Source organism: Cutibacterium sp. KB22876, from assembly GCF_059728865.1.
The window spans coordinates 310,102-335,089 of record NZ_AP040858.1 but is presented as its reverse complement, the minus strand read 5'-3'; the positions used below and the strand labels follow the sequence as shown (position 1 = coordinate 335,089).

Annotated in this window: 22 protein-coding genes, 1 tRNA gene and 1 pseudogene; 3 read left to right on the top strand and 21 right to left on the bottom strand. The window is 63.4% G+C overall.

All coding sequences use genetic code 11. The features are described from left to right. Positions 1-103: 103 nt before the first annotated feature. From hutI to hutU, 4 genes are read right to left on the bottom strand one after another with little or no spacing between them, the layout of a single operon-like run. Positions 104-1,294, bottom strand: a complete 1,191-nt coding sequence (gene hutI, locus AC6I1W_RS01560; RefSeq protein WP_065673198.1) for an imidazolonepropionase — start codon at positions 1,292-1,294, stop codon at positions 104-106. Further along, entirely contained in the window at positions 1,291-2,631 is a 1,341-nt protein-coding gene (locus AC6I1W_RS01555; protein ID WP_117189481.1) for a formimidoylglutamate deiminase, read from the bottom strand. Before AC6I1W_RS01555 ends, hutI begins: the two co-directional genes overlap by 4 nt. Further along, entirely contained in the window at positions 2,628-3,830 is a 1,203-nt protein-coding gene (locus AC6I1W_RS01550; RefSeq protein WP_117189480.1) for an allantoate amidohydrolase, read from the bottom strand. Before AC6I1W_RS01550 ends, AC6I1W_RS01555 begins: the two co-directional genes overlap by 4 nt. Next, positions 3,830-5,836: a urocanate hydratase gene (gene hutU / locus AC6I1W_RS01545; RefSeq protein WP_063279627.1), complete on the bottom strand. Its 2,007-nt coding sequence runs from the start codon at positions 5,834-5,836 to the stop codon at positions 3,830-3,832. The genes AC6I1W_RS01550 and hutU overlap by 1 nt, the downstream gene beginning before the upstream one ends. 246 nt (positions 5,837-6,082) lie before the next feature. Here hutU and AC6I1W_RS01540 point away from each other — a divergent pair. Beyond that, a pseudogene (locus tag AC6I1W_RS01540) lies at positions 6,083-7,909 on the top strand (glycoside hydrolase family 3 protein); the annotation flags it as partial. A gap of 172 nt (positions 7,910-8,081) precedes the next feature. Here the strand turns inward: AC6I1W_RS01540 and AC6I1W_RS01535 are convergent. From AC6I1W_RS01535 to rpmB, 6 genes are all read right to left on the bottom strand, one after another. After that, positions 8,082-8,696, bottom strand: coding sequence for a nucleoside/nucleotide kinase family protein (locus AC6I1W_RS01535; RefSeq protein ID WP_081302619.1), 615 nt, complete (start codon positions 8,694-8,696; stop codon positions 8,082-8,084). 27 nt (positions 8,697-8,723) lie between these two features. Further along, positions 8,724-9,089 (bottom strand): FKBP-type peptidyl-prolyl cis-trans isomerase, encoded by a 366-nt coding sequence (locus AC6I1W_RS01530; RefSeq protein ID WP_117189478.1) that lies wholly within the window; start codon positions 9,087-9,089, stop codon positions 8,724-8,726. Positions 9,090-9,171: 82 nt separating this feature from the next. Beyond that, positions 9,172-9,342, bottom strand: coding sequence for a 50S ribosomal protein L32 (rpmF, locus tag AC6I1W_RS01525; protein WP_004809656.1), 171 nt, complete (start codon positions 9,340-9,342; stop codon positions 9,172-9,174). 4 nt (positions 9,343-9,346) lie between these two features. Further along, positions 9,347-9,652 carry a 30S ribosomal protein S14 gene (gene rpsN / locus AC6I1W_RS01520; protein ID WP_063279625.1) on the bottom strand — a complete coding sequence of 102 codons (306 nt, stop codon included), beginning with the start codon at positions 9,650-9,652 and terminating at the stop codon, positions 9,347-9,349. Further along, a complete protein-coding gene (gene rpmG / locus AC6I1W_RS01515) occupies positions 9,652-9,822 on the bottom strand; it encodes a 50S ribosomal protein L33 (protein ID WP_002528180.1) in 171 nt (56 codons plus the stop codon). Before rpmG ends, rpsN begins: the two co-directional genes overlap by 1 nt. Beyond that, positions 9,822-10,058 carry a 50S ribosomal protein L28 gene (rpmB, locus tag AC6I1W_RS01510; RefSeq protein WP_016666379.1) on the bottom strand — a complete coding sequence of 79 codons (237 nt, stop codon included), beginning with the start codon at positions 10,056-10,058 and terminating at the stop codon, positions 9,822-9,824. Before rpmB ends, rpmG begins: the two co-directional genes overlap by 1 nt. Positions 10,059-10,167: 109 nt before the next feature. Between rpmB and AC6I1W_RS01505 the strand changes: the two genes are divergently transcribed. Continuing rightward, positions 10,168-10,413, top strand: a complete 246-nt coding sequence (locus AC6I1W_RS01505; RefSeq protein ID WP_004809653.1) for a type B 50S ribosomal protein L31 — start codon at positions 10,168-10,170, stop codon at positions 10,411-10,413. A 266-nt stretch (positions 10,414-10,679) separates the two neighbouring features. On the opposite strand, the gene AC6I1W_RS01500 is transcribed toward AC6I1W_RS01505, so the two are convergent. The 11 genes from AC6I1W_RS01500 to AC6I1W_RS01450 form a co-directional block, all read right to left on the bottom strand. Next, positions 10,680-11,444, bottom strand: a complete 765-nt coding sequence (locus AC6I1W_RS01500; RefSeq protein ID WP_016666378.1) for a YaaA family protein — start codon at positions 11,442-11,444, stop codon at positions 10,680-10,682. Between the two features lie 702 nt (positions 11,445-12,146). Continuing rightward, a complete protein-coding gene (locus AC6I1W_RS01495) occupies positions 12,147-13,226 on the bottom strand; it encodes an ABC transporter ATP-binding protein (protein WP_065673191.1) in 1,080 nt (359 codons plus the stop codon). After that, complete coding sequence (locus AC6I1W_RS01490) at positions 13,216-14,217, bottom strand: ABC transporter ATP-binding protein (RefSeq protein ID WP_065673229.1); 1,002 nt, start codon at positions 14,215-14,217, stop codon at positions 13,216-13,218. Before AC6I1W_RS01490 ends, AC6I1W_RS01495 begins: the two co-directional genes overlap by 11 nt. 45 nt (positions 14,218-14,262) lie before the next feature. Beyond that, positions 14,263-15,246, bottom strand: a complete 984-nt coding sequence (locus AC6I1W_RS01485) for an ABC transporter permease (protein WP_117189476.1) — start codon at positions 15,244-15,246, stop codon at positions 14,263-14,265. After that, entirely contained in the window at positions 15,239-16,162 is a 924-nt protein-coding gene (locus AC6I1W_RS01480) for an ABC transporter permease (RefSeq protein WP_015581951.1), read from the bottom strand. Before AC6I1W_RS01480 ends, AC6I1W_RS01485 begins: the two co-directional genes overlap by 8 nt. Positions 16,163-16,233: 71 nt before the next feature. Beyond that, positions 16,234-17,901, bottom strand: a complete 1,668-nt coding sequence (locus AC6I1W_RS01475; protein ID WP_117189475.1) for a peptide ABC transporter substrate-binding protein — start codon at positions 17,899-17,901, stop codon at positions 16,234-16,236. Positions 17,902-18,208: 307 nt separating this feature from the next. Beyond that, positions 18,209-18,748 (bottom strand): type 1 glutamine amidotransferase domain-containing protein, encoded by a 540-nt coding sequence (locus AC6I1W_RS01470; RefSeq protein ID WP_117189474.1) that lies wholly within the window; start codon positions 18,746-18,748, stop codon positions 18,209-18,211. A 100-nt stretch (positions 18,749-18,848) separates the two neighbouring features. Further along, on the bottom strand, positions 18,849-19,544 hold the full coding sequence (locus AC6I1W_RS01465) for a hypothetical protein (protein ID WP_138774617.1): 696 nt from the start codon (positions 19,542-19,544) through the stop codon (positions 18,849-18,851). 296 nt (positions 19,545-19,840) lie between these two features. After that, positions 19,841-19,914: transfer RNA gene (locus tag AC6I1W_RS01460), tRNA-Pro, on the bottom strand. An 80-nt stretch (positions 19,915-19,994) separates the two neighbouring features. After that, positions 19,995-20,897, bottom strand: coding sequence for a metallophosphoesterase (locus AC6I1W_RS01455; RefSeq protein WP_171048648.1), 903 nt, complete (start codon positions 20,895-20,897; stop codon positions 19,995-19,997). A gap of 1 nt (position 20,898) precedes the next feature. Then, positions 20,899-23,415 (bottom strand): transglycosylase domain-containing protein, encoded by a 2,517-nt coding sequence (locus AC6I1W_RS01450; RefSeq protein WP_497743514.1) that lies wholly within the window; start codon positions 23,413-23,415, stop codon positions 20,899-20,901. Between the two features lie 295 nt (positions 23,416-23,710). On the opposite strand from AC6I1W_RS01450, the gene AC6I1W_RS01445 reads away from it, so the two are divergent. Next, a complete protein-coding gene (locus AC6I1W_RS01445; protein ID WP_004809642.1) occupies positions 23,711-24,985 on the top strand; it encodes an aspartate kinase in 1,275 nt (424 codons plus the stop codon). Positions 24,986-24,988: the final 3 nt, after the last annotated feature.

Genomic DNA, 24,988 nt, shown 5'->3' with positions numbered 1-24,988 from the left:
TGTCGTGGCGATCGCGTGTATTCGGGTATGTCTTCTGGGCAGTCGCCATGGCTGACCTCGTGTTGAGCACGAATGGGGTCAGGGGCGACGGTGGTCGTGCCGGTCAACCGTCGAGTCTCAGCCGTGGTTGGGTCAACGTGAGCAGTCGTCCGCTCCGGCAAACCTTGTCGATGAGAGGGACTCCTGGGCGGTACATGAGGTGCAGCCACGACGGGGCCGCCAAACCCACCAGATCCGCACGGGCTCCCGGCTTGATGACGCCGACGTCGTCACGGTGAAGGGCGGCTGCGCCTCCCGCCGTCGCCGACCAGAGGGCCTGCTCCGGCGTCATGCCCATCTCCCGCACCGCGATGGCAAGGCAGAACGGCATGGACGAGGTGAAGGCGGTGCCCGGATTGCAGTCGGTGGCCAGCGCCACCGTCACTCCGGCGTCGAGGAGTCGTCTGGCATCGGGGTAGGGCTGTTTGGTGCTGAACTCGGCGGCCGGAAGCAGAGTAGCCACAGTGTCGGTGGCCTTCATGGCGTCGATGTCCTCATCGCTCAAAAACGTGCAGTGGTCTACTGAAGCCAGACCCAGCTCGCAGGCCTGCGGAATGACCTCAGAGGGCCCCAACTGAGCGGCATGGAGACGAAGCCCCAACCCGGCATCCTTGCCTGCGCGCAGGATCTCCATGGTTTGGTCGGGGTCGAAGGCGCCGGTCTCGCAGAAGGCGTCTATCCAGCGCACATAGGGACGTACGGCTTGCAGCATTTCCCCGCACACCAGACGGACGTACTCGTCCGGCTCGTACTCGGGCCCGACGACGTGGGCGCCCAGGAAGGTCACCTCGTCGGTGTGAGAACTGGCCACTTGCGCCAGCTTGACCTCCGTCTCAATGTCGAGCCCGTACCCCGTCTTGGCCTCAACAGTCGTCGTTCCACCGAGCGCCATCTCGTCGAGGATCCCGGTCATGACGGCATCGAGCAGCCCGACGGACGCCTCCCGGGTGCGTCGAACGGTGCGCAGGATTCCGCCGGCCTCGTACTTCTGACCGTTCATCCGTGCGTCGAACTCGTCACTACGATCCCCTGCGAAGACCGGATGGCTGTGGGAATCGACGAAGCCGGGGATGATGCAGGCTCCCGTCATGTCGGCCTGGTAATCGGCTGCGGGAGCCTCGGCACAGCGCCCCACCCAGACGATTCGATCTCCGTCGATGACGACGGCTGCGTCACGGATCTGTCCGAGGCCATCACCGCCGACGGATGGATCGTTGGTGACCAGCAGACCGATGTTGTTGATGACGACGCTCACGAGTCACGACCTCTCAGCTCGTTCAGTACATGGCGCAGATCCTCGGCGGTGGCGTCGTCGCGTCGGATCCACTCGCCCGCGATGATGGTGGCGGTGACGTCCTCGGCGGTTGCCGCCAGCGGCCAGCGTGTCGGGTCCACCCCGGCCAGGCGAGCCGACGACGGATCGACGACGACGACGTCAGCAGGATCACCCACGCTCAGCCCGGCGAGGTCGGAAGCGGGTGTGGAAACTTGGTGCGGGCGTGGTCCCGCTGCCGGGCGCAGGCTATCCACCCCGTATCGAAAACCGATCTTCCACAGGGAGTTGCAGCCGATGACTCCTCGGGTCCCGGTGGCCAGCCGAGCGGTGGACTCGAGCAGGCGCAACTCGGCGAAGGGGTCGGTGACGACGTCCTCGTCGGTGCCGATCGTCAGACGCACCTCGGCGTCGAGCAGATCCTTGACCCGCGCGATGCCGTCACCCAGATCGGCCTCGGTGGTCGGGCACAGCGAGACGATGGTGTCCGTGCGAGCAATCATGGCGATGTCGTCGTCGCTCAGGTGTGTGGCATGGACGACGGTGGTGCGATCGGAGAGCACTCCAGCACGTTCCAGGACGGCGGTGGGCGTCAGCCCGTGGGCGGCCAGACACTCCTCGTTCTCACGGGGCTGCTCGGAGACGTGGACGTGGATCGGGGCGCGGTCCGGCAAGCCCGAGACAGCTGTGGCCATCTCGTCAGGACTGACGGCTCGCACCGAGTGCAGGGCCGCTCCCGGCGTCACCAAGGGGGAATCCGGCAGGGCATCAGTGAGAGCGTGCCAGCGCTCCAACCATCCCTTGACGCTGCCGTCACTAAACCTCGTCTGGTCCTCGCCGAGTGGAGCTCCCGGTCCGGCGTGCAGGTAGCAGGTGTCGAGCAGGGTGATCCGGATACCCGCGTCGGCGGCGGCGTTGACAACGGCCAACTCCATGTCGTGGTGCGGGTAAGGGGTGCCGTCGGGCCGGTGGTGGACATAGTGGAACTCGCCCACGCTGGTGTACCCGGCAGCCACCATCTCGGCGAAGGCCGCTCGTGCCAGGCGGTGGTAGGAGTCCGGGTCGAGGCGGTTGGCCAGCCGGTACATCTCGGTCCGCCAAGACCAGAAGTCCTCACCCTCCCCGGCTCCTCGCAACCCGCGGTGGAAGACGTGGGAGTGCGTGTTGGCGAATCCGGGAACAGCGACGCCGCTGAAGCTGTGGCGATCGTGCTGGGCGTCAACCGTGACTTCGGTGATGACGCCAGCATCACTCGAAACGCGCACATTGTGCGCAACCCGTCCCTCGACGAGGGCCTTCGGGAAGAACCACTCACTCACTTGACCAGCTCCTCCAACACGGCTCGCAGAGCCTCCGCTCCCGCCTCGCAATCCTCGTCGCTGGCTGATTCGGCCGGGCAGTGGGACGCTCCGGTGGGATTGCGGACGAAGAGCATCCCGGTGGGTAGCGTCGCGGCCAAGGTGGCAGCGTCGTGACCCGCTCCCGTCGACAGCTGCGGGGTCTCCTCACCGAGGACCTGCAGCATCCGATGACGCAGGTCGTCGTCGAAGGCGGTGCGGTCGGTCCATGACTCACGGGTCCAGACGACCTGGCACCCCTGCTTGTCAGCAGCCGCTGCTGAGGTCTTCTGGATCTCCTCGACGACCTTGGTGACGGTGTCGGGGTCCTCGGCTCGGCAATCCAGCCACATCGTCGTGGCCGAGGCGATGACATTCGTCCCGCCTGGCTCGACGTTGATCCGCCCAACCGTCGTGACGCAGCCCTCCCGCTCAGCGGCCTCGCGGGACGCCAGGATGGTTTCGGCCACTGGGATGACGGGGTCGTGGCGATCGGGGATGAGGGTGGTCCCGGCATGGTTCCCCTGCCCGGTGAACTCGGCACGCCAGCGGCCGTGCGGCCGCACCGCTGTGGCAATCGCGACCGGGTGGTCGAGGTCGGCCAGCCCGCGCCCTTGCTCGACGTGCAACTCGATGAAGTAGGAGGCATCGAGCAGGACATCGTCAGGCTCGATGAGATCAGGGTCCAGGCCGGCCTCCCGCCAGGCGTCCGGCAGACTCTGTCCGTCCCGGGCGACGAGCCTGCGGGCGTCGTCCTTGCTGAGCTTGCCCGAGGCCAAGCGTGACCCCAGACAGGGCATGCCGAATCGTGCGCCCTCCTCATCAGCCATGGCGACGACGGCAAAGGGTTTCGACGGCTCGACCCCGGCTTCTTTCATCTTCGCCACGGCCACGAGGGAGGAGACGACGCCGAGCGGCCCGTCGTAGGCACCGCCGCCAGGGACTGAGTCCAGGTGGGACCCCGTCAGGACGGCCTCCGGGCCCGGCATTCCCCACCACGCCCAGATGTTGGCATTCATGTCCGTGACGATCGTCAGAGCCAACTCGGTGGCCTTCGTGACGAACCATTCCCGCAAGGCCACCTCGTCAGGGCGGAAGCAGAACCGCGAGTAGGAGCCGTCCTCGTTGCGTCCGATCCCGGCGATCTCGTCGAGCAGGGCTGCCGCTGTCCAGGTCGTCATCACTTCACCAATCCGTCGATGAGGGCGTCATCGACCAGGTAGGGCAGGGTGATCTGGGCGTCGTCGTGTTCCTGGTTGAACTCGGTGGCCGTCTCGATGGAGTGGTCGTTGCGGGCCCAGCCGCGTCGGGCCACACCGCACATGACGTCCCACAGCAAGGAGCTGCGGATGACGGCGTCGACCCGCTCGGAACCATCCAGGACCAGCCCGAACCCGCCGTTGATGGCATTGCCGATGCCGGTTCCTCCGCCGTTGTGCAAGGTCACCAGGCTCATGCCGCGAGCGGCATTGCCAGCGAAGCACTGGGTGGCCATGTCCGCCATGACGTTGGACCCGTCCTTGATGTTCGCGGTCTCGCGGAAGGGGGAGTCGGTGCCCGAGACGTCATGGTGATCCCGCCCGAGCATGACCGGTCCGATCTCGCCGTTGCGCACCATCTCGTTGAACCGCAACGCGATGTCCCTACGGCCCTTGGCGTCCTGGTAGAGGATGCGCGCCTGGGTGCCGACGACGAGGTCGTTAGCCTCGGCGTCCCGAATCCAGATGTAGTTGTCGCGATCCTGGCCGCGGCGATTCGGGTCGATGCAGTCCATGGCGGCATGGTCGGTGGCGATGAGGTCCTCGTGCTTGCCCGAAAGACAGACCCAGCGGAAGGGGCCGTAACCGTAGTCGAAGAGCTCGGGTCCCATGATGTCCTCGACGTAGGAGGGCCAGATGAACCCATTTCGGGAGTCCCCGTCCTTGGCGATCTCGGTCACCCCGGACTCGAAGACGGTCGCCATGAAGGCATTGCCGTAGTCGAAGAAGTAGGTGCCACGCTCGGTGAGGGTGCGGATGAGTTCGAAATGCTTGCGCAGGGTCTTGTCGACGCGGCGGGCGTACTCGTCACGGTCACGGGCCAGCAGCTCGGTGCGCTCCTCGAAGGTCAGGCCCTGCGGGCAGTAGCCGCCGTCATAGGCTGCATGGCAGGAGGTCTGGTCGGACAGCAGCGGGATGTCGATGTCGTTGTCAACGGCGTACTGCAGCAGATCGACGATGTTGCCGTGGTAGGCGATCGAGATCGGGGTGCGCTCGTCGATGTGCTCCTTGGCCAGGGCGAACACCTCGTCGAGATCCTCGGAGACGTGACCCACCCAGCCCTGGTCGAGACGGGTCTGGATGCGCGACATGTCGACCTCGGCGATGATTCCGACGGCGTGGGCGATCTCGGCAGCCTTGGGTTGGGCCCCGGACATTCCGCCCAGTCCCGACGACACGAAGAGCACTCCTGAGAGGTCACCGTCAGCGGGGATCCCGAGACGGATGCGCCCGGCGTTGAGGATGGTGTTGAAGGTGCCGTGGACGATGCCCTGCGGGCCGATGTACATCCAGCCGCCGGCAGTCATCTGGCCGTAGTTGGCGACTCCCATCTCCTCACAGATCTCCCAGTCCCTCTGGTTGTCGAAGTGGCCGACCATGAGGGAATTGGTGATGATGACGCGGGGGGACTCCGGGCGGGAGGGAAACAGCCCCAGCGGGTGGCCGCTCATGACGACCAAGGTGGTGTCCTCGGTGAGCTGGGCGAGGTATTTCTTGATGAGTCGGTACTGCAGCCAGTTCTGGCAGACGCTGCCGGTTTCGCCATAGGTGACGAGCTCGTAGGGGTAGAGGGCGACGTCGAAGTCGAGGTTGTTGTCGATCTGCACCTGGAAGGCCTTGCCCTCGGTGCAGCGGCCCTCGTACTCGTCGATCGGACGGCCCTTGAGATGACCAGCCGGACGCCAGCGGTAGGCGTAGATGCGGCCGAAGGTGCGAAGTTCCTCGAGGAACTCTGGTGCGGCCTTCTCGTGCAGTTCCGGGGGAAGGTAACGCAGGGCATTGCGCAGCGCGATCTTGGTCTGATCAGGGGTGAGGTGGAATCCACGTGAGGGTGCTCGTCGTATGCCGGGCCGGAAGACCGGGTCGGGTGGGAACTCGGCGTCGAGCTTGATCGTCATGGCTGCGGCAGTGCTGTTGTTGTCGTACATCGTTTAGTTCCCCCAGATGCATTCTCGGTGTGATGTTGTTGTGGCACGATGGTCGTGACGAGGTCGCACACACAACTGCCATGGGCGGATCGCACCGGTGTGATCGCCGTTGGTTGCCTCGCTAGGGAGACATCACTGACCGTATCACTGCGGGGGTACCTGCTTAGCCGGGTTAGGACCAGCCGTGGGCACAACTCCGAGTGAGAACACAATGCGAGGAGAAGTACCGTGAAAAGACGCACCGTCATGACCGCTGCAGCTGGCGCTCTTGCGGCATCTGCGCTCTCACCATTGCGAGCTGTAGCAAGTGACGTCCGGTCCCAACTCGAGGCGATGACCTTAGACGAGAAGATCGGTCAAGTGATGTGGACCCATGTCTTTGGGTCTAGTGCCGACGACACGTCGATGGCGAAGAGGAATCAGCTAGCTTTCGGAGACGACGTCCGTACTCCGGCAGAGGCCGTGCAGAAATACCATCTCGGCGGAGTCCTCTATTTCAATTGGTCTGGCAATATCTCGACGCCCACGAATCCAGCTGCCGTCGCCAAGCTTTCCAACGGCCTGCAAGAGGCGGCAAGGAAGTCATCGACTGCACCATTGGCCATCGCCGTCGATCAGGAAGGCGGTATCGTCGCGCGGATTACCTCCCCAGCCACTGAATTTCCAGGGAATATGGCGCTGGGTGCAGTCAATGATCTGCGTGCTGCTCGCGCCCAAGGGATAGTCCTCGGTCGTGAACTGTGTGCCCTGGGCATCAATGTGGACTTCGCCCCGGACATCGACGTCAACACGAATCCGGCCAATCCCGTAATCGGGGTGAGATCCATGGGGGACGATCCGGTGCGTGTTGGGGCACTCGGTGTTGAGCAACTCCGCGGAATCCAGTCCCAAGGGGTCGCGGCCACTGCCAAGCATTTCCCGGGACACGGTGATACCCAGACTGACTCCCATCTAGGCCTGCCGGTCGTGGGATACGGTGGTACGGTTCTCAACCGTCACCTGGTGCCCTTCCGCATGGCGATGGATGCGGGAGTGGACATGATCATGACAGCCCACATCATCGTGAAGGCGTTGGATCCGACGATGCCGGCCACTTTGTCTAAAAAGGTACTCACTGGCCTGCTGCGCGAACAGATGGGTTACCGGGGCATCATTACTACCGACGCCCTCGACATGGAGGGTGCCCAGCTCGCAGTCATGACCGACGACGAGAAGGCCGCATACACAAGGCTCAAGGCCGCGGCCGACACCGAGGGTGATGACCCCACGGCAAGTGATGAGGGGCACGCGAATGCCGAGTTCAATGCCTTCATGAAGCCGATTCGAGGGCGCGTCGCAGTGCAAGCTTTCGAAGCTGGGTCCGACATTCTGCTGAATACTCATGACGCGGACGCGGTCGTCACTGCAATGCGCGAAGCTATCAAGGATGGTCGCATTAGCGAACGCCGTCTCGACGAGTCAGTACTGCGTATCCTTGCCTGGAAAGAGCGTCGCGATATCACGGGAAGACAGGTTGGTCTTGGGGCAGCCGAACGCGGGGTGAGATCTGGAGCCAAGGTTGCCAACGACATCGCCGTTAGATCGGTGACGATGCTGGTCAATGACGGCACTCTTCCCCTGAAGCCCTCACGGGTACTTGTCACTGGAACGAGCGTAGGAAATCCGGAGTACCTCCTCGAGCCGCTGCGCTCGGCCGGATTTACTCCGGTCCTCGCGCGGGCAACCAGCCATGCGCCGACGAAGGCCGATCTCCAGAAGGCCAACGTCGACGCCATCATCGTGGTGACCCACGGGTTGAAACGTGGGGACGCTCAGGACGCCATGATCAGGGCCTTGATGGGTGTCGGAAAACCAGTCGTGCAGGTCATGACCGGGACCCCTTATGACGTGGCGATGACCCACCGCCCGAATGCTGCGCTAGCTCTTTACTCCAACCGCAAGGTGAGTATGGCAGCGGGCGTCGCGATTATTGCCGGACGCAACCCGGTGGGGAAACTTCCGGTGCGGGTGCCTGGTCCTAATGGAGACACAGTATTCCCGCGCGGATTCGGACTCCACTACCGGGCAACGCCACCGACTGGGCGGGACACGAGTGGCCGCAGCGGGAATGGCCATGACACGCATAACCAGAGCAACAGCGAACATGCGCCGAACTCCGGACTACGGTGGGCTGAAGGTGGCGATCGTCCAACGGCCTTGCCACGTACGGGACAGTAATCCCAATTCGGTCTGATCGAATCGTGCGTCATTCCATAACGACGACGCAATCCGCGCGCACCTTTGTGGTACGGATGAGCGCAGCATTGCGTTCGTCAGGGCCATTGGCCCACGTCAGGGCATATTCCGGGGGTTTTCCTGCGGCGACGTGTCGTCGGACGAGTCGTTCCATCCGTAGTTGAGGATCGACGTCGACGTACCAGGTCTGGGTGAACAGCGGCGCCAGCAGAGACCACGGCTCCTCGTCGAGGAGGAGGTAATTCCCCTCAACGATGACGAGCGGCACCTCCCGTGTCACTGGGATCTCCCCGGCGATGGGTTCGCCGAACCCGTGTTGGTACATCGGTGCGTAGACCACTGGTTCGTCGGCGGTGGCCAGGCGACGCACCAAGGACAGGAATCCCCACCCGTCGAAGGTGTCGGGAGCTCCCTTGTGGTCGGCGCGACCGAGTCGTTCGATCTCGGCCTGGGCGAGGTGGAACCCGTCCATGGGGACGACGGCGCATGTCTCTCCCAATTCCTCGCTCAGAAGGTGGGACAGGGTCGTCTTGCCAGCTCCTGGTTCGCCACAGAGTCCGAGCATGCAACGACGCCCGGACCCTGCGAGGGCCCGGGCGCGCGCGATTGCTTGATCCGGGGTCACGTCAGATGGCGCCGTCGAATGACGCCCTCAGATGATGTTGACGAGGTCGCAGACGAAGACCAGCGTCTCACCGCCAGCGATCACGCCGGGAATACCCTGCGGACCGTAGGCGAGGTGGTGGGGGATGACGAGCTTGCGTCGTCCGCCGACCTTCATGCCCTGAACGCCTTCATCCCATCCGGGGATCACCTGGCCGAGTCCCAGCTGGAAGGTCAGCGGTTCTCCGCGGTTCCACGAGGAATCGAACTCGCGACCATTGCTCAGGGCCACTCCGACGTAATGCACCTCGACGAGGTTTCCGGCGGAGGCCTCGGGGCCGTCGCCGACCGTGATGTCCTCGATGGTGAGGTCGTCGGGGGCGGAATCGGGCAGGGTCACTTCGGGCTTGCTCATGACGACAACCCTACGGGATCAAGGCTTCTCGGGTGATCAACTGACCTGAGCGGCCACATTGGACCGCTCAGGGTGCGAGGATTCAGTCCTCGGCGTCAATCAGCCCAGAGTGGTAGGCCTTGACCAGATTTCGGGGGACCCGCAGGACCTTGCCCTCAACGCGGATCTCAACCAACTGTGTTGGCGTGGTCTTCCACTGGGCCCGCCTATGACGCGTGGTCGAACGGGACTTCTTACGCTTCGGTACTGCCATGGTCTCACCAGCTTGACTTCGTGATTCCGGGGAGTTCGCCGCGGTGGGCCATCTCACGGAAACGGATACGGGACACACCGGCCTTGCCGACATAGCCACGGGGGCGTCCGTCGACTTGGTCACGGTTACGCAGCCGCACGGGGGATGAATCGCGCGGCAGGGTAGACAGTTTACGCGATGCTTCCATGCGTTCGTCCAATGAGGCGGTCGGAGACTTGATGATGGCCTTGAGTTCGGCGCGTCGTTCCGCGTACTGGGCGACCAACTTCTCGCGCTTCTTCTGGGCGACGATCTTGGATTTTTTGGCCATCAGCGGGTCTCCTTGAACTCGACGTGGCGACGCACGATGGGGTCGAACTTCTTGAGGACGAGACGGTCCGGGGTGTTGCGTCGGTTCTTGCGGGTGACGTAGGTGTAGCCGGTTCCGGCTGTCGACCGCAGCTTGATGATGGGGCGTAGTTGTGTGGACTTCTTGGCCATCAGATCTTCTCTCCTCGAGCGAGCATTTCGGCGATGACGACGTCGACGCCACGGCGATCAATCTCTTTCATCGCCTTCGGGGTCAGGGTCAGGGTGACTTTTCTGCCCAACGACGGCACCCAGTAGCGCTTCTTCTGGATGTTGGGATTCCAGCGGCGCTTCGTGTGGCGTTGGGAGTGCGAGACGTTGTTACCGAATCCTGGCTTGGTGCCGCGGACCTGGCAGCGTCGTGACATGGGTATCTCCTGTGATCGTTTGCATGTGAGAATCATTATCATATACTGATGCTGACGAGATGCGAACTCGTCGTTTGGACAGGCACGCGCCAAGGCCGGAAGGAAACCGATGAAACAAGGCATCCACCCCGACTACCACCCCGTGGTCTTCAGGGACATCTCGGCGAACATGACCTTTTTGACGAGGTCCACCGCCACCAGTTCCAAGGAGATTGAGTGGGAGGACGGGAACACCTACCCGGTCATCGACGTCGACATCACGTCGGCCAGTCATCCCTTCTACACAGGCAAGGCCAAGATCGTCGACACCGCTGGGCGCGTCGAGAAGTTCAATCGCCGCTACGGCAAGAAGTGAGACCGCGGGGTCGCGCACAATGCGTATCCCGGAATGAACGACGAACAACGAGTTGGAACTGGAGGTGATTCATTGACTCGCTGATGACGCAGGTCGACCTGGACCCGATCGGCAGTGAAGAGTGTGCCGTTGCTGATCGATGTGCCGACTGATCCCTGGCATCCGTCCGGTCCCTGAACGCGGCACCCGTCACCCTGGTGATCTTCGGGGTGGCGGGTGCCGCGCGTTGTCAGCAGGTTGGTGGATCAGGCTGCCAGGATCCAGGATCAGTCGAACTTGCGGAAGACGGGGATGTCTGAGGAGGACACCTCGTCGCAGTACTCCCAGCCTTCATGGAAGTCAGTGAGTGCCTTGACCGTGCGCACACGGTTACGGATCATCCATCCGGCCATGAGGCCGCGGGCCGTCTTGGCGGTGAAGGAGATAACCTTCCAACGTCCTTGACGGTCCCGGGACTCGAAGCGCGGGGAGATGATCTTCGCGTCGATCCCCGCGACGGCCTGGAAATACTCGGCCGAGGCCAGATTGACGATGACCTTCGGGCCGGGGGACTCCTGGAGGTCGGCGGAGACGAGATCACGGAGCTGGTCTCCCCACCAACTCACCAAGGTGTTGCCGCGGTGGGTACGCAGGGCGGTGCCCATCTCGAGGCGGTAGGGCTGGATGCGGTCGAGGGGACGGAGGACGCCATAGAGACCGGACAGGATGCGTAGTGACTTCTGGGCCTCGGTCCAGTCGCGGGTGTCGAAGGACTGCGGGTCCATGCCTCGGTAGACGGCCCCGTCGAAGGTGACGCCGGCGGGACGCGCGGTCTCGGGGGTGCCCGGCTGGAAGTCGCGGTAGCGCTCGACGTTGAGGGTGGCGATTTCTTCGGAGACCCCCATGAGTTTGCGCAGGTCAGCAACCGATTTGCCGGACATGATCTCGGCGAGCTTGGCGGTCTCGTCGAGCAGGCGAGGCTCGGTGGGCTGGTTCCTTGGGGTGGGGCTCTCGAGGTCCAGCGACTTGGCGGGGGAGATGAGGGTCAGCACCCGGACAGCCTAGCCGGGCGGCGATATCCCGAGGTGTCGACGAACTCTGTCAAGGAATTGGCGTCGGCGGTGCCGTTGGGTTTCGGGGGCCAGGGCGTGGCAGATCTCGCTGGACTTTTTGGGGGATTCTCGGCGTTCCGAGGCGTCTCGGGGTGTCGCGGGGCGTCGTGGGGTGAGCCGGCGCTGCTAGTTGCGCCACCTCTGCCCAGCTGCGCCATCCCTGAGCACCTGCGCCCCAAAGCCGCCGTCCAGCTGCGCCATGTACGTGCAGTTGCGCCAGAAAATGGCGCCGTCATCGTCGTTCCCCCGGCCTCTGAAGGCCAGTTGCGCCTGTTTTGTGCAGTTGCGCCGTGTATGCGCGGCGCAACTGCACACTTATGGCGCAGGTAGACGACGTAGGGGTGGCGCGGGGGACGGAGGGCAACTCGCAGACGGCTGGCGGCATGGATGCCACGGCGGGCTGAGGCGCAGGCGGCATATGCGGGCGCAGCTGGGCAGAGGTGGCGCAACTGCATAAAACCGGCGCAGCTGTACCGAACAGGCGCACCTGGCAGATAGCGGCGCGCTACCCGTCCCCGTCTCTGCGGCAGGCGTCCTCCGGCCGCCAGGAAAAGCCCATGGCGACGAGGACATCGCCAACGTCCAGGCAGTTCTTGGCAACTGCGTGTCGTAGCCCGGGTGGCTGACCCAGTCAACGGACAACTAGGCGGTCAGGTCACCGGGTTTGACGTCGTCCGAGGCCTTCTCGAAGATCTCCGCGAAATGGCATCGGCAGGCATGCTCCCCTTGTCCATCGGCGTGCATGTTCAAGGAGGTCTCTTTCTCCGAACACAGCGGCTGAGCCCGCCAGCACCGCGTGTGGAAGCGGCAGCCGGTCGGCGGATTGGCGGGGGAGGGCACATCTCCGTGCAACAGGATCTGATGCCGCTGCCCGCGCAAGGACGGGTCGGGTACCGGAACTGCCGACAGCAAGGCCTGGGTATACGGATGGGTGGAGCGCTCGTAAATCTGCTCCTCGTCACCCATCTCCATGATCCGCCCGAGGTACATCACGGCCACCCGGTCGGAGATGTGACGCACCACCGATAGGTCGTGGGCGATGAAGATATAGGCCATTCCCAACTCCCTCTGCAGCTTCTGCAACAGGTTGACGACCTGGGCCTGCACCGAGACGTCCAGAGCCGACACTGGCTCGTCACACACCAGTACCTTGGGCTGCAGCGCGATGCCGCGGGCAATACCGATGCGTTGACGCTGGCCCCCGGAGAACTCGTGCGGATAGCGGTTGATGTGCTCGGGGTTGAGGCCGACGACGTCCAGCAGTTCCTTGACCCTCTCGGTCCTCTTGCCGCGCGGAACGGCGTCAGGGTGGATGCGGAAGGGCTCGCTGACGATGTCTCCGACCGTCATACGCGGATCCAACGAGGTGTACGGATCTTGGAAGACGATCTGGATGTCACGGCGCAGCTTGCGCATCTCCGATCCCCTGAGGTGGGTGACGTCACGCCCCTCGAAGGTGATCGTCCCGGAGGTCGGTGGCTCGAGGGCCACCAACAGCCGTCCCAGGGTGGACTTTCCGCAGCCGGACTCCCCGACGACACCGAGGGTCTCGCCGGGGTAGAGATCGAAGCTCACACCGTCGACGGCCTTGACATGGCCGACGGTGTGACGCACCACCCCGGACTTCAGCGGGTAATGCTTGGTGAGGTCGCGAACTGACAGGATGGGTTCTGGCCTCGTCGCAGCGGTTGCGCTGGTCGAGGTCGTCGTCTCAGCGGTCACGGTGGAGCACCTCCTCGGTGTGGTGGCAGGCAGCCCAACGTCCGGGCTCGACCTCGACGAACTTCGGTGCACCGCCAGCGCGGCATTCGTCGGTGGCCCAGCGGCAACGTGGGTGGAAGGAACACCCCGACGGCAGACTCGTCAGGGATGGCGGCAGGCCGCCGATGGCATACAACTCGCTGCCCCTCTGGTCCAGACGCGGAATCGAGTCCAGCAAACCCACGGTGTACGGGTGAGCCGGGTTGTCATAGAGACGGTGGACGTCAGCATGTTCGACGAACCGGCCGCAGTACATCACCGCGATGTCGTCAGCCACGTCCGCCACGACGCCGAGGTCGTGAGTGATGAGGATCAGACCCATCCCGGACTCGTCCTGGAGCTCCTTGAGCAGGGTCATGATCTGTGCCTGGACGGTGACGTCGAGGGCAGTCGTCGGTTCATCGGCGATGAGCACCCACGGGTTGAGCGCGATGGCCATCGCGATCATGATGCGCTGACGCATACCGCCGGAGAATTGGTGCGGGTAGTTGTCGGCGCGCTCCTTGGCCGCCGGAATGTGCACCTTCTCCATGAGGCGGATGGCCTCGGACATCGAGTCGGAGCGGTTCATACCGCGGTGAATACGGAACATCTCGGCGATCTGCCACCCGACCGGGAAAACCGGATTCAGTGACGACAAGGCGTCCTGGAAGATCATCGAGATGTGCTCGCCGCGGATCTGACGACGCTTCTTTTCGGGCATCGTCAGCAGGTCAACCCCGCAGTACTCGATCTTTCCGCCGGTGATCTTGGCCGGAGGGGAGTCGAGGATTCCCATGATCGCCTGGGCCGTCACGGACTTGCCCGACCCGGACTCGCCGAGAATCGCGAGGGTTTCCCGTTCGGACAGGGTGAAGCTCGTGCCGTTGATGGCCTTGGCGACACCGTCTCGGGTGCGGAACTCCACGTGTAAGTCGTCGACGTTGAGAAGCAGCCCGTCGACCGGCTCCAGGTGAAGACGGGCGCTGGTGAGTGTCTTTCGTGCCATGTCGAAACCTCAGTGCTGTTTGGGGTCGAAGGCGTCCTGTGCCGCCTCGCCGAGGAAGATGAATGCCAGCACCGCCAGAGACAGGAACAGCGACGGGAACAGCAGCATGAAGGGCGCCGATCGGACGTAGCCCAGACCCGAGGCGTCGGAAATCGACACACCCCACGAGATGGCCGGTTCCTGCAGACCGATGCCCAGATAGCTCAGCGTCGCCTCGATGGCGATGTAGGCGCCCAGGTTGATGGTGGCCACCACGATGACCGGGGCAATGGCATTGGGCAGGATGTGCTGACGGATGATCCGCCACGACGAGGCACCCAACGCCCGAGCGGCCTGGATGTAATCGTGGGGCAGAACCTGCAAGACCGACGACCTCATGAGTCGAGCCAACGACGGCCAACCCAGGATCACGATGGCTCCCACCACTTTGAGCACCATGACGAGATACGGAGTGCCCGGCTCATTGGGGAAGGTGTACAGAATGATGATGCCGCCGAGCAACAGTGGGATGGCGTAGAAGACGTCACCAGTCCGGCTCAGCAGAGTGTCGAGCCAGCCGCCCCGGAACCCGGCGATCAAGCCGATGAAGGCACCAAGGAGGGTCGTCCCCAAGGTGGCGAGCACGCCGACGAGGATCGACGATCTGGCTCCGTAGACGGTCCGGGCGTAGACGTCACACCCCTGGATGTCAGTGCCGAACCAGTGCACACCGGAGGGGATGTGACGAGCGGCTGACAAGTTGCAGTCGGTGGGATTCTTCGAGGTGAAGATTGCCGGCACGGCCGCCATCAACAAGAAGATGACGATGAGGGTCACCGAGATCCAGAACAGCGGATTGCTCTTGAGGGAGTCCCAGGCGTCATTCCACACCGAGCGTGGCTTGGAGTTGCCGAGGACGTCGTTCTCGCGGGGGGCGGCAATCGGCTCGGCCAGGGCCTCTGGGCCGCCGGCCTCCAGCGGGGAATCGGGAAGGTTCGTGCGTGGTTCAGTCATGGCTGATCCTCGGGTCGAGCACCCCGTACAGCAGGTCGACGAGGAGGTTTGCGAACAAATACACCAACACCAGGCAGGTCACCGACCCGACCACCGAGACGCCGTCGCGCTGGTTGATCGATCGATACACATAGTTGCCGATTCCATTGATGTTGAAGATCCGCTCGGTGACGATCGCACCACCCATGAGGGCGCCGAAGTCGTATCCGATGAACGTGATGACGGGGATGAGTGAGTTGCGCAAGGTGTGCACGTTGACGATGCGGCCCGGCGACATGCCCTTGGCCTTGGCGGTGCGCACGTAGTCGGCTCGCTGATTCTCCAGCAGGTTCGACCTCGTCAGACGCGCCACATAGGCCACCGACAACGCTCCCAGCACCAGGCCCGGCAAGATGAGCTCACCCCACGATCCGTCGCCGGCCGTCACCGGGAACCACCCGAGTCGCAGGCCAAAGATGAGCTGGGCCAGCGAACCGATGACGAAGATCGGGATGGAGATGACGATCAGGGAGGACACGAGGACGAAGTAGTCGACGAACTTGCCGCGTCGCACACCGGCCCATACACCGGCCAGGATGCCGACGATGATCTCGATGAGCACGGCGATGAGAGCCAGCTTGATCGTCACGGGGTAGCGAGCACCGAGCTCGGAGACGACGGTGTTGCCGTAGTAGTCAACGCCGAGATCGCCGTGCAACAGCTTCGACAAGTACAGGCCGTACTGGACGAGGAGTGGCTTGTCGAGGTTGTACTCGGCTCGGAAGGCCGCGACATAGGCGGGCGGACAAGGACGTTCACCACATCGACCGGCCGTCGGGTCGCCCGGCAAGGCGAAGACCAGACAGAAGATGATGAACGTCGTCCCGATGAGCACCGGGATCATCTGAAGTGTGCGTCTGACGATATATCTGAACATGGTGTTCCTCACGACACCGTCGGTCCGCTGGGCAACTTCAGCGGACCGACGGATGCGTCATCAGGGATGGATCACTTCACGCTGACCGACTGAAGGTCAATCGAGCCGAACGGAGTGAGCTTGACGTTGGCGACCTTGTCCGACCACGCGAACGGGATCGAGGTCGTCCACAGCGGGACGGTCGGCGGGGTGTCCGCCAGCATCTTCTCGGCCTCCTGGTAGAGCTTGTTGGCCTGCCGGGAGTCCGTAGCGGCAGCGGCTTCCTTGAGCTTGGCGTCGAAGGCCTTGTTCGAGTAGTCGTTGTCGTTGCTGGAGGCGCCGGTGGCGTACATCGGCGTCAGGAAGTTCTCGATGGACGGGTAGTCCATCTGCCATCCGGTACGGAAGAAGCCGTCGACGGACCGCTTGTTGACCATGTCGCGCAGGGTCTTGAAATCCGGGGTGACCTTGAGCTGGCACTTCAGACCGAGGTCGTTCTTCCATCCGTTGCAGATGGCTTGCGACCAGGCCTTGTGGTCGCCGTCACCGTTGACCGCAATGGTCAGCACGCCCTTGTACCCGCCGGACTTCTTGTAGAGTTCGAGAGCCTTGTCTTTGTCGTACTTGCACATCTCGCCGCACTGGTCCTTCTTGTACCCATCGACCACGGGGGAGACCCAGCCGTCGGCGGGGGTGCGGGAGCTGGCGAAAATCTGCTTGGTGATCGTTTCGCGGTCGATGTCCATGGCAAGGGCCTTGACGAGGTCCTTGTTGTCGGCCAGCTGCTTGTCCTTGCCGGAGTAGGTCAGGGTTTGGGTGACACCGGACTGACGGATGCCCCAACGGTTGGCCAGGTCGTTCTTCCACTGGTCGTTGGTGAGCTGGTCGGTCGGGATGAGGTCGTTGACGTCGAGGTGGTTGGCGACGGTGTCGTTGTAGGCCGGGCTAGCGTCGTTGTAGATCTTGAAGGTGACCTTGTCGACGTGGCCCTTGTACTTGCCGGCGTAGTGGTCGTTCTTCGAGACGGTGATGGCCGTGGCCGTGTTCTCAGTGACCTTGTACGGTCCGGCGCTGATCGGCATCTTCTCCCACTTCTTGGCGGTCGGATCTTTGAGGAAGGCATCCGGCAGCGGGGCGAAGGCGGTGTAGCCCAGACGCACCTCGAGGTTCGAGACCTTCTCGGTGGTCTTGATGGTGAAGGTGTGGTCGTCGACGACCTTGAGGCCGCTCATCGTCGTGGACTTCGGCTTGGTCTTGCAGGCTTCATCGTCACACTGCTCGTCGGCGTAGCCCTCGATCGGCTCGAAGAAGTAGCCGGACTGCTGGGCGTTCGGGCCGTAGGCAGCCCAGTTCCAGCCGTCGACGAAGTTCTTGGCCTTGACCTCGGTGCCGTCGGAGAACTTGTATCCAGGCTTGATCTTGACGGTGAAGTTCTGGTTGTCCTTGGTCTCGATGGACTCGGCGATGTCCATCTCCGGCTTGGCGGTGTCGGAGTTGTAGTGGATGAGACGAGCGGTGACGGCGTCGAGGACGTTTCCGCCGCAGGTCTCGTTGGTGTTGGACGGAATGAGCGGATTCTGCGGGGTGCAGCCGCGAACGGTGATCGAACCCCCATCCTTGGCGGGGGCGCTGTTGTTGCTGCCTCCCGTCGCCGACGAACCAGCGGCCGAGTCATCCTTGGCCGCAACGTCCTCGCCACAAGCTGACAATGCCATCAAGCCTGCGAGGGACAGCGCAATGAGTGGGCTCATTCGACGCATGGTGCCTCCTTCTCACGTCTCGTCGGCGGTTACCCGACGATCCCAGGTTGTTCGGGACACCATGCCACCCGTGAGACCCATTCAGCGCTCGTCTCATGACGGTGAGACGACATCGTGACCAAATTGAAACATAGGCAGAGTCGTCCTCATAAGTGGACGCGAGTCTCACGCTGCGGCGAGAGTGGGGCCTATGGACCGCTGTCTGACGCGGCTTCCTCCCTCGCCGTGCCGCCAGAATGGACGTGGGAAACGTAGTAAGGGCCCCCACCCGAGGGTGAGGGCCCCTACTACGAAGCTGGTGTGAGGATCAGGCGACCTCGTCGACCAGCGCCTTGGTGAAGACCGGGAGATCGTTGGGGTTGCGCGAGGTGATGAGCACCCAGTCGTTGCCCGGGCAGCGGACGAGCTCCTCGTCCACCCAGTTGGCCCCGGCGTTCTCAAGATCCGGACGGATGGAGATGTAGGAGGTCATCTTCTTGCCCTTGGTCACGTCGGCGTCAATGAGCACCCACGGGCCGTGGCAGATCGCTCCGACCGGCTTGCCGGCCGACGAGAACTCCTTGACCAGACGACGTCCGTCCTCGTCGACACGCAGGGTGTCCGCATTGACGGTGCCACCAGGGATGACGAGCAGGTCGTAGTCGGCCGCCTTGACGTCAGCCAGCTTGGAGTCGGCGTCAACTTTGGACGCCCAATCCTTGTCGCCGGTGACGGTCTGGATGGCGTCACCGCTGTTGGAGGCGACGGTCACCTCGATACCAGCCTTCTTGAGGGCGTTGATGGGCTCGACGATCTCGGCCTCTTCGACGCCGAAGTCGGTGACGGCGATGAGTGCATGTGTGGTCATGGTGCTCCTCCTTGTTGCGTACGAGTGGTGGAACGCACGACCGATGGGTTGGTATTCCGCCGCATGCGCCGCAGGACGTCAAGCCGTCACCGCATCGGCGTCACGAGCAGGTGTTCGTGACCACGAGAGGCGTGATGAAGGAGGCGTGTGCGCCCTTGGACTTGCAGTCCTTCCAGCCATACGCCAACGTGAACCCCGTGGTGTCGGTGAGGGTGACATCGGCGTTCCGGGCATCGGGTTTGCCGTTCCCGTAGATCTCGACGGCCTTCGAGTCGAGTTGGGTCGTCGTTGTCCCGGAGTTGTGCGAGGTGTAGGTGGCGGAGCCAGTCATCGTGCGGATGATCATGTCCTCGCTGTGCGAGACGTTGTACACGGGCACCGTCACGCTGTCCATCGGCTCGCTGAAGGTGAACGTGTACCGCATGTACGCACTCTCGTCGTCCACCGCACTCGGCGTTGCCTTGCACCGGGCGCTGTCCTCGGAGATCGAGCTGCTGAACTGGATCGTGAGGCCCGTGCTGCTGTTGATGAAACCTGTCTCGTTCTCGGGGACGTAGTACGTGGTCGGTTGGAGTGTCGCTGACATCCACGGGCCGCTCGTCGGCTGGGAGAGGGTCGTGACGCCGGTCGTCAGGTCGTAGTAGACCGGCGTGCCGTCGAGGACGAGGTTTGTCTTCGTGCTCCCCTGACCGAGGGCGCGAAGATCGTCACGCATCTGCGCCCAGTTGACCTTGATACCGACCTTGGAGCAGTTCGGGTCAGGGCTGCTTGCGAATGCGGGGAGGGTGGATGCCACGGATACCGCCGGGACGGCCCACGCCAAGCCCTTGGCTATGCTGCGTCGGCTGACCTGCTGGTTCGGGGGGGGGTGTCATTGGAGTCTTCTCCTTGCGGCAGGCGTGTGTTTGTGTCAGGCGCGACCCGTCACCACAGGCCACGCGGGCAACTATAGTTCGTGGTCGGCCAGTTCGCGTGGGTGTCTCGTGAATCACGTGGACTGCGCGGACACCATCGCACGGTGTCAGCGCCAGGTGGAGCATCACATGGGAGGGCATCTGTGCAGTGACCGAAGAGGGCCACTGCACATGTGAGTCGGGGTGACAGGATTTGAACCTGCGACCTCTTCGTCCCGAACGAAGCGCGCTACCAAGCTGCGCCACACCCCGCGACCACGGTCAGCCTCCTCAACAGGAGGACCGACGAATACTCTAACGCAGCTTGATTGAAAGCGCCAAGCCGACCCCCGTCATGACCGGGGAACAAGCGTCAACAGCGTCACTTCCGGCCGGCAGAATGTCCGGTACGGGGCGAAAGGAGAGGACCCTAATCCGGCCGAGACATGAAGCCATCCGGTGCGCCCACCGCTGCTGTGCTGTGAGAGCCCCTTGACGCGGTCGGTGTCGAGATCACAGTTGGTGATGATGGCTCCCTTGACGGGCAGACACACCTGTCCGCCATGGGTGTGGCCCGCGAAGATGATGTCCATCTCGTCCCCGACCATGGCGTCAAGGATCTTGCGGTAGGGCGCATGGGTGACGCCGATGTTGAGGTCTGCGTCTCCATTGTCAGGCCCTGCGACCTTCTCGTAATGGTCGCGCTCGTGGTGGGCGTCGTCAGTACCGCGGAACGCCACTTGCTGGCCAGCCACCTCCAACGTCCCTGACTTGTCGTTGAGGTCCAACCACCCCGCCGCGGTGAACGCTTGGCGCAACTCCTCGTGGGGGAGCTCCGGTATCGGCTCCTCCGACGCGCGCGAACGGCCCCGCAGTAGATACGAGAACGGGTTCTTGAAAGCCGGCACCAGGTAGTCGTTCGACCCGAAGACGAAGGCTCCCGGACGCTTCAAGAGTCCTGCCATGTCGTCAAGGAGGGGCTGCAGGGAGTCAGCCGAGCAAAAGTTGTCCCCGGTGTCGATGACGAGGTCCGGCTCGAGGTCGACCAACCCACGGATGAACTCTCGCTTGGCCTTCTGGCGAGCCAGCATGTGGAAGTCCGAGATGTGCAGCACCCGAAGCGGTGAACTGCCGGGCTCCAGCACCGGCACCTCGACACGGCGCACCACGAACCGATGGGCCTCCACGACCCCATAGGCCAGGCCGGCGACGCCGACTCCAACCAACCCGGCGGCCGCCTTCATGAACGCCTTCATGTCAGCGATGCCTCGTCGTGGCCGGCGGGTTCTGCTGGCCGCCGCCATTTCCTCGGCCCTGTCTTTGGCCGTTGTTTCCCTCGGTGTTGCCACCGGATCGGTTGTGTTCGCTCGGCGGGTTCTGCTGATTCCCAGGCTCGCTGGTGCGCGGGTTGTCCGGCTGGCGTCGTGGTGGTTCCGGTTGAGTGTAAGTCGGCTCAGGTGCGGGCTCGGGACCCTTCGACACCTTCAGCGCGACGGCTTCTCCGGAATGGGCCTTGCCCTCAGGATCCGAGCCGAGATAGGTCCCCGGCTCCGAGTCGTCCCAGACACGCCACATCTTGGTACGGAATCCAGCCTTGCGAATGGCAGCCTTGGCCTGGGAATAGGTCATGCCGTCGGTGTTCGGGATCTGGATGAGCTTGCCATAACGGATCTCGTCCGTCGGTGAGACGAAGTCCGTCGGAGGCTTGTCCTTGAGGGCGCCTGCCATAGCGGCGCGATAGATCTTGCCGGCGTCGCTACCACCGGAACCATTGAGGTACACCCCGGTGGAGGTCCGGATTCCCTTGATGGAACGAGACTTGTCGCCGCGGAAGTAGGGGTTGCTGCCGTCAGCGGCGATCATCGCCACACCAGCGGCCTGTGGGGTGTAACCGTCGAACCAAGCAGCCTCGTGGGCGTCGGTCGTACCGGTCTTACCGGCCTGCGGGTAGCCCCCGGGAATGGTGGCAGGCATGCCGGTGGCGTCCATCACCCCGGACAGCACTGAGTTGACGCCGTCGGCGACCTTCTGCGGCATGACCCGCTTGCAGTTGCCGGTCGGCACCTTGATGGCAGAGCCGTTACGGTTCTTGATCGATTTGAGGATGATCGGATCGCACCGGACACCTCGAGACGCGAAGGTTGCGTAGGCCGAGGCCATCGACAGCGGGGAGACGTACGCAGTACCGAGGGTGAACGACGGAACGTGCTGGAAGGCGGTCACGATGTCCTTGCTGCTGGAGAGCTTGACTCCTGCGTTTTGGGTCATCTTGGTGACCTCACACATGCCGACGTCCTGCTCCAGCTGGACGAAGTAGGTGTTCACCGACCATGCCGCGGCCTCACGCAAACCGATGTTCCACGAGTGACCGGTGGAGTTGCGTACCCGGAAGGGGCCTGACTTGAAGGCGCCCTTGCAGTTGGTGAACCTCTCTCCCGTGAAGTCCATGGGGGACGACGCGGTGTAGTGCTTGTTGATGGCAATGCCCTTCTCGAGGGCTGCGGCTGTCGTGAAGGCCTTGAAGATCGAACCTGCCTGGAAACCAGTGGCACCACCCATCGAGGCGGGCGCCATGTAGTTGTAATAGGTCTGGCCGGACTTGTCGCCCATGACAGGACGCGACTGCGCCATCGCCAGGAGCAAGCCGGTGCCAGGCTGGACGATCGCGGTTCCGGCGAGAACTGGATCCTTCGGGCCGACGACGTCGGAAACAGCCTTCTGAGCAGCGTCTTGGACCTTTGGGTCGATATTCGTCTGAATCGTCAGTCCGCCACGCTTGACCATCTTGGCCCGTTCGGACGGGTTCTTGCCCAGGCTCGGCATTTGGAGCAGGCTCCGGTAGGCGTAGTCGCAGATGAACGGGTACTTCGAGGAGATGCAGCCATTCTTCGGGTAGACGACCTTCGACTTGTCGAAGACGACCGCCTCCGCCTTCCGGGCCTCGTCAGCGCTGATGAGGTTGAGCTGAGCCATCCGGCCAAGCACGATGTTCCGGCGGTTCATGGCGGCCTCAGGATGGTTCACCGGGTCATAGGCGACTGGGTTCTGCACCAGGCCAGCGAGCATCGCCGACTGTGCGAGATCGAGGTTGGCGGCCGTCGTCCCGAAGTAGTGACGGGCCGCGGACTCGACGCCGTATGCGCCGTCACCGTAATAGGCGATGTTGAGGTACCGCTCCAGGATTTGCTTCTTGGAGAGCTTCTTCTCCATCGCCACCGCGTAGCGCAGTTCCTGTACCTTTCGGGTGATCGTCGGCTCCTGGGCAGCCTGCGCGCCCGCCTCGTTGCCAGCTGCGACGGCGGCCTCGATGCGGATCTGCTTGACGTACTGCTGGGTCAGGGTCGAACCGCCCTGACGAGCTGATCCGGAGACATTGCCCACCAGGGCTCGCGCGGTGCCCTTGAGGTCGATCGCGCCATGGGAGAAGAAGCGGTTGTCCTCAATGGCCACCTGGGCGGTCTGCATCTCCTTGGAGATTTTCGACAACGGGACGTACTCGCGGTTCTCGTCGTAGAAGGTGGCCAGTACCGACCCATCTGCCATGAGGATGTGGGACTTCTGGGCCTGCGGGGTACTCATCAATTCCGCAGGCAGGTCCTCCATGCTGTCAGCCACCATCGTCGCGGTGCCACCAGCCAGAGCAGTGACGGGCACGACGAATCCGGCTACCAGCAATCCGGCCAGGATGCTGACGATTCCGAACATGGCTAAGGGGTAGAGCTTGCCGTGCCTGTCTGAGCGCATGGCCCCAAGGATACGTGAGGGTCCGGACATACCCGAGCGGCACAGGCCGTTGCGGTGGTGTTGACGATGTGGTGAGGCTGTGAATTGTGACGTTGCGGACTGCATTGGAGGGGGCTTGGGATGCGATGCCGCCTCGATGCCGCTCCACAGGCCGGTCCTTCGCTGGTTTACCCCTGTGCTCCTACTATCGTGGCAGTCGCGCCTGACGGTCCCGGTCTCGTCACGGTGGTCCAGCAGCAGGCCGGGGCGCTCCCGTCCTGACCACGGAGGGGTCGCTATCTGACGCCGGTTAGACTTTGGTCTGCCGAGCCTGGCAGGAGGGTTGATGACGCGAGTCGTCCAGAAATTCGGTGGGTCCTCGGTGGCCGACGCAGCATCGATCAAGCGCGTGGCGCGCCGGATTGCCGCAACCAAGCAGGCTGGTAATGACGTCGTCGTCGTCATCTCCGCCATGGGTGACACCACTGACGATCTCATGGATCTAGCCCTTGAGGTTTCCCCCCAGCCGGCTCCGCGAGAGCTCGACATGCTCCTGACGACCGGTGAGCGTCAGTCCGCTGCGTTGCTGGCCATGGCCCTGTCCGACCTGGGCATCCCGGCCCGCTCGTACACCGGCTCCCAGGCTGGTGTCATCACGACCGCCGCCCATGGCAATGCCCGCATTATCGACATCACTCCTGGACGCATCGAGAAGTCCTTGGAAGCCGGTGACGTCGTCATCGTCGCGGGATTTCAGGGTGTTTCGCAGACGACGAAGGACGTCACCACCCTCGGGCGTGGAGCCTCCGACACCACCGCGGTCGCGCTCGCGAGCTCGCTGGGTGCCGATTTCTGCGAGATCTACTCCGACGTCGACGGGGTGTTCACCGCCGACCCGCGCATCATCACGGGGGCTCGTCGCATCCCCGAGATCTCCTACGAGGAGATGCTCGAGATGGCCGCCTGTGGCGCGAAGATTCTCCACCTGCGTTGCGTCGAGTACGCCCGCCGTGAGGACGTACCGGTTCACGTGCGCTCCTCGTTCTCCGACAAACCCGGCACCTGGGTCAAGGACCTTGCCGACATCACGAAGGGATCTGACATGGAAGAGGCCATCATCTCGGGTGTGTCCCACGACCGATCGGAGGCCAAGATCACCGTCGCCGGGATCCCTGACGCGGTGGGTCGGGCTGCCCAGATCTTCGACATCGTCGCGCGCGCCGACATCAACATCGACATGATCGTCCAGAACGCCTCGCGAGTGATGAACGGTCGCACCGACCTGTCCTTCACCCTGCCGATGAGTGATGGCCCGACCGCCGTCCATGCGCTGACGGCTGCCAAGGACGAGATCGGGTACGAGCAGATCCTCTACAACGACCAGATCGGCAAGGTGTCCGTGGTCGGCGTGGGCATGAGGTCCCACCCCGGCGTCACCTCGACCTTCTTCCGTGCCTTGGCCGACTCCGGCATCAACCTGCAGATGATCTCGACCTCCGAGATTCGGATCTCGGTGGTCGTCGATGCCGATCAGGTCGACGAGGCCGTTCGCGTTGCCCACACTGCTTTCGGACTGGACGCTGAGGGTGAAGCCGTCGTCTATGCCGGGACCGGCCGCTGAGGC